Below are 12,923 nucleotides of genomic sequence, written 5' to 3' on the forward strand. Positions count from 1 at the left end.
AAAAAAGCTAATTGAAACGCCTGCTTATCAGGCGGATCTCAAGTTAAGGATTGCTCTGGCTGTACTCCTTCAAACGACATTTCAATGTCGTTGGAGTTGTATACAGGTCTGACCCGCCACAGTAGCCGTTGGCTATGATACGCGCATTAAATGAAAACTGGGCGTTGTTCCTGGGAATGCTCATGCTGATGGTCGCCAATGGCCTGTTGGCGACCTTGCTGACGATCCGGGGGGCCAGTCTGGGCTTCAGCGATTTCACGATTTCCGTCATGCAGGCGAGCTATCCTTTAGGCGCGCTTGCCGGGACGGCGCTGGCTCCGCGATTAGTCGAAAATGTCGGGCACATTCGGGCCTTTTCAGCGCTTGCCTCTCTGGTCTCGATTACCGCCATTGTGCATCTGCTGACCAGTGATGCGATCAGTTGGAGTGTGATGCGCCTGCTGGGCGGGTTCTGTTACCCGGGGCTTTATGTCATCACCGAAAGCTGGCTGAACGCGAAATCCGAAAACAACATGCGCGCTCAGGTCCTGTCGCTGTATTTCATTATCCAGCTTGCAGGCCCGGCCCTTGGCACTGCGATTGTCGGTTTTCCCGACCCGACTGGAAACCTGCTGTTCGGTCTGGTTTCCATTCTGATTTCGCTGTCGATTGTGCCGCTTCTGCTGTCGGGCAACAAAGCGCCCGATTACGCCGCGCCCGAACGCATGTCGGTTCCTGTGCTTTACAGAGTTTCTCCAATAGCCGTCATCGGGATCGTGCTGATGAGTGTCGGCGTCGCGGCCTCATACATCTCGTTGCCGCTTTACGCCCTGCAACAGGGGTTCACCGCAGCACAGGCGTCGGGGGCGCTTGTTGCTGCATTGATCGCGGGTGCAGTGGTGCAATACCCGATCGGATGGCTATCCGACCATATGGACCGGCGCTATGTGATCATTGGACTGGGCATTGTAACGGCCCTTTCCAGCCTTTGGATGGCGATTGATACCTCACCTTCGCATATCGTCTATGGTTTTGTACTGATCGCAATTGGGCTGTATCCTGCCTATTCGATCCTGACGGCACATGCGAACGACCAGCTCAAGCTGTCCCAGATCGTACCCGCCAGCGGCACGATGGTGTTGCTGCTGAATATCGGCCTGCTTGTGGGAACCATGTTGGGGCCGAACTCAATCTCATTGTTCGGTGGGCGGGGGCTTCAGTTTCTGCTGGCAGGTATTGGTGTTGCGGCCGCCGTGTTTGCGTTGATCCGGCGTTTTCAGGTCGCCGCCCCCACCGACACAGGCGATGTGCAGGTCATGGGGATTATCGGCACCGGGCAGCCCGGGGTTCTGCAGGCCGAGACATGGGTTCAGGAAGAAGAGACCAAGGCAAACGCAGACCCTTCTTAAGGGAATTTGCCTCGGCTCAATGTAGCGTCGAAGTTACCCATCGCCGGACGCCATCAATTCATCAATGAGCGCCCGTAAGATTGCGCGCCGCCCTGTTTCCGCGCCCTGCTTCGCGGCAGGTTCGGCCAACACCGCGAAATAGGAATACGGCATCGGAAGCCCGGAAGCACCGATGTAGAAACGACCCGCATCGACAATCCGAGCATCTAAAAGCGTCCTTGGAACCAGCGCAACGCCCGCACCCTGTTCTGCCAACGCACAGGCAATTGCAGCCCCGCCCACCCGCAATCCGCTCCGAACGCTGGGCCTGCGGGCGATCCGAGCGTTACGAAACCAGTTTGCCCAGGTCGGGTGAGAGGCAAATTGCTCACCCCAATCCGTATGGATCAGCAGATGATCGGGGATGTTTTCGATCCCGCCACTCGCAACGTGGTTTTCAAAAAATTGTTTGGTTCAAAATGGATAGGCGGTGTCCTTGAACAACGGAACGTGTTCATGGTGTGGGTAAAGGTGGTTTTCGTAGGTTATGCGCAGATCGGTGCGGGTGTTCTGAAGATTGACGGGATCCGCCTCGATACGCAGGTCTATTCCGGTTTCGGGAAAACGCGCCCGAAGCCGTGCCATGGCCGGCGCAACCCGGTTTTCCGCCAGGGACTGCAATGTGCTGACGGTGATGTGAGACCGCGCCTCAATCTCCATCAGGTTTTCTGTTGCACTGGAGATTGCGGTCAACGCCTCTGAGATCACCGAGTAGTACATCCGGCCTGCGTCGGTCAGAAGAAGGCGGTTGTTCAATCTGCGAAACAATTTCTTTCCAAGATATTCTTCGGCGTTCTTAACTTGCATGCTGACCGCTGCGGGTGACACTCCAAGCTCAGCCGACGCCTGTGTGAAGCCACCCATGCGCACCGTGACTTCAAAGGCTTTAAGCGCGTTCATTGGTGGAAGACGCATTGCATGGTCCTGCCTTGAATCAGAAATTCTTATGCAAGCCTCACATTTTTCGATCTGTAATGACACCCTGGAACTGCCATCATGGGCAAAAATGGGAGTGGCAGATATGGCGCGAATTGAGATCGAATATCTGGGTCAGCCGGAAGTTGACCGGGTGGCGCTGACCAATGATGACATTCTGGATGCGGTCGAGCAGACACTGATCGCCGCCGGTCAAAGCAAGACAGTTATCGAGCCTCGGATGCACCTCACCCCGGATCCGGCTTTTAACGGCCATTTCAACGTGCTGCGCGGATATGTTGAACCTTTGGGGTATGCAGGCGTCAAGATCGTCGGGGATTACGTCGACAATTACAAACAGGGTTTGCCGTCAGAACTGGCGCTGCTGAACCTGTTTTGCCCCCGCACCGGGGCACCGCGCGCGGTCATCGATGCCGCGGGTATCACCGACATGCGGACCGGGGCGCTGACTGCGCTGGGTGCCAAGTGGCTGGGGCCAAAGAATCCGAAAATTCTGGGCCATGTGGGCGCTCGGGGCACGTCCTACTGGAATGTACGGTTGCTGGATCACTTGTTTGATTTCGATGAAATCCGCGTACATTCCCGCCGACCCGAAAGCCGAGAGGCGTTTGCTGCGCGCTTGCGCGAGGACCTGGGTAAGGACGTGATCGTCACCGGCGACTGGCAAACCTGTCTGGACGGTGCCGACATTCTGGTCGAAGCGACCCGCCTGAACGCGCCAACGCCCATGTTCGACCGGTCATGGGTCAGGAAGGGGGCCTATGTCGTCCCCTATGGAACCATGAGTACGCTGCCGCTCGATTTCACCGAAGGGTTCGACAAGCTGGTTATGGATGACCTCGGTCAGATGCGCGCCGGTCATCTGGGCGCGCTGAGACCTCAGATCGACGCGGGGCTTGTCAATGAGGCGTCTTTCTACGCAGAAATCGGCGAGATCGCTGCCGGTCTGAAACCCGGCCGCGAATGCGAAGATGAGACCATCCTGTTCTGGCACCGGGGCATGTCCACAAGTGATATCGCGCTGGGGGCCAAAATCCTCGACCGAGCTCGGGAGTTGGGGATCGTGCAGAACCTGCTGTACCGGGATGCCTGACGTGGAGAGCCTGACACTTGACGGCACGGGGCTGACGGTTGAGATGCTTCAAAGGGCATCGCGGGAAGGTTGGCACATCGCCCTTGATCCTGACGGGTTGCGCAGGATGACCCGGACCCATGCGCTGGTTGCGCGCGCCATCGCTGATAAAACCCCCGTTTATGGTGTGACCACAGGGCTTGGGGCCCGGGCAACCGAAGTGTTGGATGCAGAAGCGCTTGCAGAGTTTTCCGTCCAGACCCTGAGAGGGCGAGCGCACGCCATAGGCCCACCCTTGCCGCGTGAAGCCGTCCGGGCCGGTCTGATCATACGGTTGAACACAATGTTGAAAGGGCACAGCGCCGCTCGAGCCGAAGTGGCGCGCCACATCGCTGGCTGCCTGAATGCGGGGCTTGTTCCGGTCGTGGGCTCTTTGGGGTCAATTGGCGCGGCAGATCTTGTTTTGAATGCCACTATCGGACTGGCCCTGATTGGTGAGGGCGAATTGTACGCGTCCGACGGCTCGGTCGGGCAAAGCGCGGATGTCATGCGCGCGCACGGCTTGGAGCCTTTGCAATTGGCGCCTCGCGACGGTCTGGCGTTGGCCAATCATTCCTGCCCCGTTATCGCTCTGGCGGCGCTTGCGATCTCAAAAGCCGAGCAGGTTTTTGAGGCCTCTCAGACCGCCACAGCAATGTCGATGGAGGGGTTCCGGGCCAATACCGGACCTCTGGACGGTGAGATTCTTGCGCTCAACCCGCATAAGGCGCATGTCGCAGCCGGAGAAGGGCTGCGCAGGCGTTTGGCAGGCAGCGACCTTACCAAGCCTGGTCAGGCACGACGTCTGCAGGACCCGCTGAGTTTTCGCAATGTGGTCCAGATTCATGGCACAACACGCTCCGCTCTGGATCGGGCGCTGAACTGCGTCGAGGCTGAAATGAACAGCCCCAGCGACAATCCTGTGGCCTTGGCTGACGCTGGAAAAATCATGTCCTGCGGCGCGTATTTTTCATCGGAAATCGCCAGCGTGGCAGAGAATTTGAACCGGTCCTTCGTGGCTTTGGCAATGGCGCAGTTGGCACGGTTTTCCAAGCTGCTGATCCCTGAATTCAGCGGTCTGCCCAGTTTTCTGGCGCAGCCCAACAGTTCCTCGAACGGGTTCGCGCCGATCATGAAAGTCGCGGAGGCTTTGGTCGCAGAAATTGCACAGGCCGCCCAGCCGGTACCGGTCTGGCCCAGCGTGAACGCAAATGGGGTTGAGGATTGCCTGACCCATTCTGCGGCCATCGTGGCCGCCCTGGATATGATCAGCGGGCATTTGTCGACGCTGGCAGCGATTGAGGTCATGATCGCCAGTCAGGCGGTCGAGCTGCGCGCGACCAGCGGTCAACTCGGGCCGTTTCTGCGAGACATCAAAACACGTGTAAGGGACGCTTCGCCGCCTTTGGACGTTGATCGCCCGCTGGCCAAGGAGATTGAAGAGTTAGCGCGGGTTGTCTTTGAGCTTCACGATGACCGAAGTCTGCCATAACAATGCATTGCGTGCGTTTCTTCATTTGGCACGGTAAAGCCGGATCAGAAAACGCGTTGGACTTTCCGGAGTCCGCCTCATCCGAACCCGGCTTGGCTGGAAAGGCCGATTCAGACGCGGCCTCGAGAACCGGTGGTGAAGCACGGGTATTCCCTACATGCGGTGGATAGACTGCGCAGCTGTGCCGGAATCTTGATCTTAAATTCGGGAGCGATTCCAAATTTGAATTGCATGAAAATCATTCACCAAAATCTACAAATAATGGAATTGAGCTAAATTTGCACCCTTCCTAAGATGCCGTGAAAAATTCCTCTGCACGGGCATGTTCATGCGGCGAACAAGAAGTAAAAGGGGTGCCGACCCCACGACACCAAAGATAACAGACCCGCCTGTTGGTGGGCGATTCAAACCGTTGGATGACGGCAAGCTGAAGCATATCACGGATACGGCTTTCGACATTCTGGAACGTATCGGCGTATCCGGTGCGCCCGGTGATATCCGGGAGCTTGCTCTGGCAAACGGGGCGACGGTACGTTCGGATGGCCGTATCATCTTTTCGCGCGATCTGGTTGAAGATGTACTTGCAAAAGCTTGTAAACGGGTGGAATTACCCGGGTTCGATCGGGATCGCGGGATCGAGATCGGCGGCGGTCGGGTGCATATCGGCACCGGCGGGGCCGCCGTGCAGGTGCTGGACGCCGCCACCAACACCTTCCGTGACAGCACCTTGCAGGATTTGTACGGTCTGATGCGCATCGTCGATGCCTGCGACAGCATCCATTATTCACTGCGCCCCGTGGTGGCGCGGGATCTCGAAGACCCGCTGATGCTGGATATCAATACCGCCTTTGCGGCGATGAAAGCGACCTCGAAACCGATCGGCACCAGTTTCTTCGAACCCGCCAACGTGGCCCCTGTCGTCGGGATGTTCGACGAAGCTCTTGGCGGCGAAGGCGCGTTTCAGGCGCAGCCCTTCTGTTTCGCGTCGGTCTGCCATGTGGTGCCGCCTTTGACACTGGCCGAGGAAGCCTGTGGCGTGATGCAGGAATGTGTGCGTCTGGGAATGCCGCTGCAAATATGCTCGGCGGCACAGGCGGGTGCGACCAGCCCGGCCTCGCTGGCGGGGGCTTTGGCACAAGGGCTGGCGGAATCGCTGGCCGGTCTGATCCTGGTCAACATGATGCAGCCGGGCTTTCCCTGTATTCTGGCTTTCCTGCCCTTCATCTCGGACCTGCGCACCGGGGCCATGACCGGCGGCTCAGGTGAGGCTGCAGTGGCCAACGCCGCCGCTGCGCAATTGCTGCTGAACCTCGGCCTGCCCTCGACCGTTTCGGCGGGAATGACCGATGCCAAGACGGTTGATGCGCAGTCAGGTTATGAAAAGGGTTACACCATCGCGCTGGCCGCGCAGGGTGGTGCCGACATGATCAACTTGTCCGTTGGCATGCTCGGGTCGATCATGGCTGCCAGCAAAGAAGCGTTGGTGATCGACAACGACATGTGCGGCGCGATCCTGCGCACTGTGCGCGGGGTGGAGATGTTCGAGGATTCCATCGACCTCGACATGATCGAGGATGTCGTGACAGGCGAAGGGCATTTCCTCGGCACCGCGCAGACGTTGGACCTGATGACCAAGGAATATGTCTACCCATCGCTGGGTGACCGTCAGAGCGTCAATGACTGGCTGGAAAGCGGCGCGCAAACGGTCTGGGACCGCGCCATTGCCCGCGTTGCCGAGATTGAGGCGCAGCCTGCGCCGTCCCATCTTCCTGCAGATGTCGAAGCTGCCCTGCGCGCGCGTCTGCCGATCCATCTGAAAGACTGAGTTCATGAAAGACCAAGCCAAAGTAGTGATCATCGGGGGTGGTGCGGTTGGTGTCTCGACCCTCTATCACCTTGCCAAAGCAGGCGTGACCGACACGCTGCTGATCGAAAAGAACGAATTGACCAGTGGCTCGACCTGGCATGCTGCGGGTAACATCCCGACCTATGCCAATAGCTGGGGCGGGATGCGCGCGGGCAACTATGCGTGGCGGCTGTACAAGGACTTGGCCGAGGAGGTTGATTACCCGATCACCTACCGCCACACCGGCGCGTTCTGGCCTGCCCATACGCCGGAACGGATGGACCTGTTCCGCCACCTTGTCGGGATATCGAAGGGGCTGGGCTATGACATGGCGATGCTCACCCCGTCCGAGATGGACGAGATGCATCCGTATTTCAGTTCGGGCGACAGCATCATCGGCGGAATCTATGACCCCTATGAGGGTGATGTGGACCCCTCGCAGCTGACTCAGGCGCTGGCCAAGGGCGCGCGGAATCAGGGCGCGGCGATTGCGCGGTTTACCACGGTCACCGGCATCAGCCGCCGCGCTTCCGGCGAATGGGAGGTGCAGACAGACAAGGGCAATGTTGTCTGTGACATCGTGATCAACGCAGGCGGCTACTATGGTCGTCAGGTTGGCGAAATGGTTGGGCAAAAACTGCCCGTTGTCACGTTGGAGCACCAGTATCTGGTCACGGAAAGCCTGCCTGAGCTTGAAGCCAACCCCGAGAACTTCCCGCTCGTCCGCGACCCGGACATCATGTACTATCTGCGGCGCGAGCGGAACGGGCTGCTGCTAGGCTCATACGGCCACGAAGGCCGCCCGGCGTGGCTGGACGGGATGCCCGATTGCTTTGCCAATCAGCTCTACCCAGACAGCGTTGATGACATTGCCGAAATCCTCGAAGCCGCGCTGGAGCATGTTCCCCTGCTGGGTGAGGCCGGGGTCAGCCGGTTTGTGAATGGCCCTATCCCCTACAGCCCCGATGGCGCGCCGCTTTGCGGTCCGGCTTTCGGCCTGCCGAACTTCTACCACGCCTGCTGTTTTCCGGTTGGCATCACCCATTCGGCGGCGGCGGCGAAGACCCTGACCGAATGGATCACCGAAGGCGAAACCGAATGGGACATGTCCTTTTGGGACCCGCGCCGCTTTGGCGAGGAATGGGCAACGTTCGACTACACCGTCAAACGCTCCAGTGAACTCTATGAGCACCAATACGCGATCCCCTACCCGCACCGCCTTTGGAAATCGGGTCGTCCGGTGCAGACCACGCCGCTTTACGACACGCTCAAGGGCAAAGGCGCGGTGTTTGGGCAGGTCGCCGGCTGGGAACGCGCCTTCTGGTTCCAGACGGATGAGATCAGGGATGACGGCCAACTCAGCTTTCACCACGAGGTCTGGCACGACGCGGTCAGGGCCGAATGCGAGGGCGTGCGTGACAATGTCGGCGTGATGGATCACGGCGGCTTCACCCGGTACGAGGTGGAAGGGCCGAAGGCGACCGAATTCCTGAACGAAGTGTTCTGCGGCGCGATGCCATCAGTCGGTCGGGTCAAGCTGTCCTACATGCTGACGCCCAAGGGCAAGATCTGGTCCGAGGCCACGATCGCGCGGCTGGAAGAGAACAAGTACCTGCTCTGCGGTCCTACGCTGGCCGATCAGCGCGACCATGACTGGATGTCCCGGTTCCTGCCCGACGAAGGCGTGACCCTGACCCGGGGGTCCGAGCTTGACGCGGCTCTGATGGTCATGGGGCCGAAATCCCGCGAGGTGCTGCACCCACTGACCGAGGATGATCTGTCCAAAGAGGCAGCGCCTTGGATGTCGGTACGCGAGATCACCATCGCCGGAGCCTCGGTGATTGCGCTGCGCGTGTCCTATGTTGGCGAGTTGGGGTGGGAACTGCATCTGCGCAGCGCCGATCTGGTCCGTGTTTACAACGCGATCATGGAACAAGGTGCGGATCACGGCATCGTCGAATTCGGCTCTTACGGGTTGAACGCCATGCGCCTTGAAAAAGGTTATCACGGATGGGGCGCGGATTTCGGCATCGAGTACACCGCTTTTGACACCGGTCTGGATCGCTTCGTCAGCAAGAAGAAAGACAGCTTTGTCGGGCGCGATGCGTTTCTGGCGCAGGCCGAGCAGCCGAAGGATTATCACTTTACCGCTTTCGTGTTGGAAGGTCACGGCGCGGATGCGCTGTCTTCCGATCCGATCTGCCGCGACGGCAAACCGGTGGGTTATGTCAGCTCGGGCGGCACCGGGTTTCGTATCGGCAAGCGGATTGCTCTGGGGTATCTGACCGAGGCGGCGCAGCCCGGCGACGTCTATCAGATCGAAGTGCTGGGTGTTCCGGTCAATGCGACCGTGTTCACGGTGCCGTTTTATGACCCCGAAAACGACCGGTTGCGGGGATAAGAACCATGGTAAAACCTCTTCCGACCGACGTGCAGGTCGCCATCATCGGCGGCGGCATTGTCGGCTGCGCAACCGCCTATCACCTCGCCAAGGCGGGCTGGTCGGTCGCATTGTTCGAACGCAAGAAACTGACAAGCGGAACAACATGGCACGCTGCCGGGTTGGTTAGCGAAACGCAAGGCGTACCGGTCATGTCGGCGCTGGCGAAATACGGGCTGGACCTGATGGAGAGCCTTGAGGACGAGACCGGCCAGAACACCGGGTTAAAGCGCAACGGCTCGATGACCGTGGCGCTGTCTGATGCCCGTATGGAGGAGCTGCGCCGCAAGGTCGACTATGCCCATGGCTGCGGTTTGCGCGCCGAAGAAATCAGCCTGACCGAGGCGCTGGACCGATGGCCGCTGCTGTCGACCGAAGGTGCCAAGGGGGCGTTCTGGTTTCCGGGTGACGGTTACACAAACCCGATCGATACCACGATGGCGCTGACCAAGGGTGCGCGGATGCACGGCGCGCAGATTTTCGAGGACACCAAAATCACCCGCGTTGTGATCGAGGGTGGCCGAGCCATCGGCGCGGAAACGGCCGAAGGGCTGGTGCGTGCCGAACATGTGGTCAACGCCACCGGCATGTGGGCGCGCGAGTTCGGCCTGACCCATGGGGTGCAGATTCCGCTGCATTACACCAACCACTACTACGTGGTGACCGACCCAATCGCAGGCGTGACGGGCGACCTGCCCGTCCTGCGGGTGATGGATGAATACGCCTATTACAAGGAAGACGCGGGCAAGCTTCTGATCGGTTGTTCCGAGCCCAACGCCACCCCTTGGCTGCCCGAGGAGGGCCTGCCCGAGATCTTTGAATTCGACGAACTGCCCTGTGACGAAGAGCACCTTTATCCCATCCTCGAGGCAGCAATGGCGCGGGTTCCGGCGCTGGCCAATTCGGGCATCCGCAAGTTCTTCAACGGGCCGGAATGCTTTACCCCGGATGCCAAGCACTATCTGGGCCCTGTCCCGGATGTGACGGGCTATTGGGTTGTGGCCGGGTTCAACTCGACCGGTATCCAGAACGGCCCCGGCGCGGGCAAGGCGCTGGCCGAGTGGATCATGGACGGCCATATGACCATGGACCTAACCGATGTGGACAGCCGCCGCATCGTGCCCGGCCTGAACGCGCGCAGTTATACGGCCACCAAGGCCGCCGAAACACTTGGGCATGCCTATGCGATGCACTGGCCCTATCTGCGCAAAACCGAAGCACGCGGTCTGCGGCGAACCCCCTATTACACCCATCTGCGCGACGCGCAGGCACAATTCGGCAGCGCCAATGGTTGGGAACGGCCACTGTATTACGGGCGCGAGATGACCGACGGGTTCGGGCGCGAACCGTGGTTCGACGACTGGAAGGCCGAGCATCTGGCGCTACGCGGCGATCTGGGCCTGATCGATCTGACCTTTGGCCGTTTCATTGTTGACGGGCAGGAGGCCGAGACGCAGATGCAGCGGCTCTGCGGGGCCAATATGGCAGTCGCGCCCGGTGCGTTGGTCTATACTCATATGTTCAACCCGCAAGGCGGGATCGAGGCGGATGTGACCGTGGCCCGTTTGAGCGGCACGCGCTACATGATCATGGCCTCCGCCGGGGCGGAGCCACAGACCGAGTTCTGGTTGAAGACGCTGCTGGCGGGCGCGGGCGTGTCGGTGATCAATGTCACCTCGTCCGAGGCCACTCTGGCGCTGATGGGGCCGCGCGCGCGGGATTTCCTTACCGGCCTCACAGATGCCGATCTGTCGAACGAAGCCTTCCCGTTCGGCTCGTGGCAGGCATTGCATGTTGGCCACGCACCGGTGCGGGCCCAGCGGATCACCTATGTTGGCGAGTTAGGATGGGAACTGCACGTCCCTTCCGAGTTCGCCCAGCAGGTGTTCGAGACGATCGTGGCGGCACCGAATGCGCCACGCCTGTGCGGTGGTATGGCGGTGGAGTCCTGCCGGATCGAGAAAGGGTTTCGGCATTGGGGCCATGATATTGGCCCCTTCGACAGCCCGGTGGAGAGCGGCCTGACCTTCGCTTGCGATTTCTCAACGAACTTCACGGGAAAATCTGCAATCGAAACTCGCAAGTCCGCAGGCGCAACAAGCCGTTTGTTGTCTTTCCGGCTCGATGATCCGGATGCGTTGGTTTTCGGAAAGGAACCCATTCTATGTGAAGGCCAGATCGTCGGCCGCCTGACCTCGGCCAGCTATGGCTGGACTGTGGGCGGGGCCATTGGCATGGGCTATGTCACCCTCCCCGAGGGTATGGCGATGAAAGCTCTGGCGGATCGGACTTATCAGGTGATGGTGGCTGGTCAGCCTGTCGAAGCGCAGGCCAGCCTGCGCCCGCTATATAATCCTGACAATTCCCGGATGCGCGGCTGAGCGCCGCGCGTCCTATGCTTTCGTCCGCTAAGATCAGCCGTCACCCAGAACCTTGATCGCCCCCAACAGACGGGCGATTTCCTGTTCGGTGTTGTAGTGGCAGAACGAGATGCGGATGCAGTCGGACAAGCCCAGCGGCGTGAGCACGTTACCGGAATAATGATCGGCCTTGCGGGTGTGGGTACGGATGCCCTGTTGGTTCAGGATCTCTACCACATCTTCCGAGGCTTTGCCGTCAACCACGATGGACACAAGCCCTTCGCGCGCCGGGTTGTCAGCCCCGGCCAGAATGGTGACGTGATCCATGTCGCGCAGACCCGGCAGGTTGCCCGTTCCGTTGATCGCGGTATTGGTCAGGTGGGTCTCATAGGCGTGGATGGCACGTCCCGCAGCCTCGATCCTTTTGCGCGGGTCGGTCTCGTCCGACACTTCACTGCCCAGCCAGTCGAAATAGGACACAACATCAGAGACGGTCGCGTAGGACCCGGTGTCACGGGTGCCGAATTCCCAGCCGGTTGCGGGGGCATCGATCAGCATGTCATGTGGCGTGGCGCTCAGCCGGTCAGAGATCCAGGCGATGCCATAGCCGTGGCGCGAAAACACCTTGTAGGGCGAGATCGCATAGCCATCAATATTGTAGGCGTCCAGGTCCATCTGACCGTGGGCCGCGTGCTGAATTCCGTCGACGATGATCATGCAATCCGCCGCCACAGCCCGGATCGCGGCAGAGATCGCCGCCACATCCATGCCCATCCCCGTCACCGGCGAGGCGTGCAAGATCGTTGCCACCGCCACATCCGGTGTTATCAGCGCGGCATAATCCTCGGCCGTCACCAGTCCGATCTCGTTGTCATGGGGCACGTTCACATAGTCCAGCCCGGCGATCCCGGCCCAGCGGCGCGCGGCGCTGCGGGTGGCGGGATGCTCGATGGACGACCCGATTACCTTGCCGCCTTTGGGCGCGGCCAGACAGGCGGTGCGGATCATCCGGAACAGCAACTCGGTGCCGCTTTCCCCGGCAAAGAACTGCCCGGATGAGGCGTTCATGAACACCGCCAGATCGCTCTTGGCCTTGTTGATGACGTTCTGCGTGCCCTGCCCCGCCGGGTTGATCCGCCCCGGGTTATCCGGGATCGCGGCATAAAAGGCCGAGGTTTCGGCCACCGACTTCAACGACAGCGCGCCACCGGCGTTTTCGAAAAAGATGCGCTCGCCCTGAAACGGGCAGCTGTCGACATGGGCGAACCGGTCGCGGATAGCGTTGATGAGGGCGGGATTGTCTTGGATCAT

Annotated in this window: 9 protein-coding genes; 6 read left to right on the top strand and 3 right to left on the bottom strand. The window is 60.0% G+C overall.

What is annotated here, in order from left to right; genetic code table 11:
- The first annotated feature begins 134 nt into the window (after window positions 1-134).
- Window positions 135-1,388 carry an MFS transporter gene (locus ACR0LF_RS20870; RefSeq protein ID WP_480583121.1) on the top strand — a complete coding sequence of 418 codons (1,254 nt, stop codon included), beginning with the start codon at window positions 135-137 and terminating at the stop codon, window positions 1,386-1,388.
- Window positions 1,389-1,421: 33 nt separating this feature from the next.
- On the opposite strand, the gene ACR0LF_RS20875 is transcribed toward ACR0LF_RS20870, so the two are convergent.
- Together ACR0LF_RS20875 and ACR0LF_RS20880 are read right to left on the bottom strand one after the other, a co-directional pair.
- Window positions 1,422-1,670: a hypothetical protein gene (locus ACR0LF_RS20875; protein ID WP_480583119.1), complete on the bottom strand. Its 249-nt coding sequence runs from the start codon at window positions 1,668-1,670 to the stop codon at window positions 1,422-1,424.
- 171 nt (window positions 1,671-1,841) lie between these two features.
- The gene (locus tag ACR0LF_RS20880; protein WP_480583116.1) at window positions 1,842-2,342 is read right to left on the bottom strand and encodes a LysR family transcriptional regulator; all 501 of its coding nucleotides are present in this window, start codon (window positions 2,340-2,342) and stop codon (window positions 1,842-1,844) included.
- 106 nt (window positions 2,343-2,448) lie between these two features.
- Here ACR0LF_RS20880 and ACR0LF_RS20885 point away from each other — a divergent pair, with 106 nt between their 5' ends.
- From ACR0LF_RS20885 to ACR0LF_RS20905, 5 genes are all read left to right on the top strand, one after another.
- A complete protein-coding gene (locus ACR0LF_RS20885; protein ID WP_480583113.1) occupies window positions 2,449-3,456 on the top strand; it encodes an ornithine cyclodeaminase family protein in 1,008 nt (335 codons plus the stop codon).
- 1 nt (window position 3,457) lies between these two features.
- Window positions 3,458-4,966 (top strand): aromatic amino acid lyase, encoded by a 1,509-nt coding sequence (locus tag ACR0LF_RS20890; protein ID WP_480856462.1) that lies wholly within the window; start codon window positions 3,458-3,460, stop codon window positions 4,964-4,966.
- Window positions 4,967-5,294: 328 nt separating this feature from the next.
- Window positions 5,295-6,791, top strand: a complete 1,497-nt coding sequence (locus tag ACR0LF_RS20895) for a trimethylamine methyltransferase family protein (protein WP_480583108.1) — start codon at window positions 5,295-5,297, stop codon at window positions 6,789-6,791.
- A gap of 4 nt (window positions 6,792-6,795) precedes the next feature.
- Window positions 6,796-9,213, top strand: coding sequence for a GcvT family protein (locus ACR0LF_RS20900; RefSeq protein ID WP_480583105.1), 2,418 nt, complete (start codon window positions 6,796-6,798; stop codon window positions 9,211-9,213).
- A 5-nt stretch (window positions 9,214-9,218) separates the two neighbouring features.
- On the top strand, window positions 9,219-11,633 hold the full coding sequence (locus ACR0LF_RS20905) for a GcvT family protein (RefSeq protein ID WP_480583103.1): 2,415 nt from the start codon (window positions 9,219-9,221) through the stop codon (window positions 11,631-11,633).
- Between the two features lie 33 nt (window positions 11,634-11,666).
- On the opposite strand, the gene ACR0LF_RS20910 is transcribed toward ACR0LF_RS20905, so the two are convergent.
- Window positions 11,667-12,923: an aminotransferase class V-fold PLP-dependent enzyme gene (locus tag ACR0LF_RS20910; RefSeq protein WP_480583100.1), complete on the bottom strand. Its 1,257-nt coding sequence runs from the start codon at window positions 12,921-12,923 to the stop codon at window positions 11,667-11,669.

Source organism: Ruegeria sp. E8, assembly GCF_056533985.1.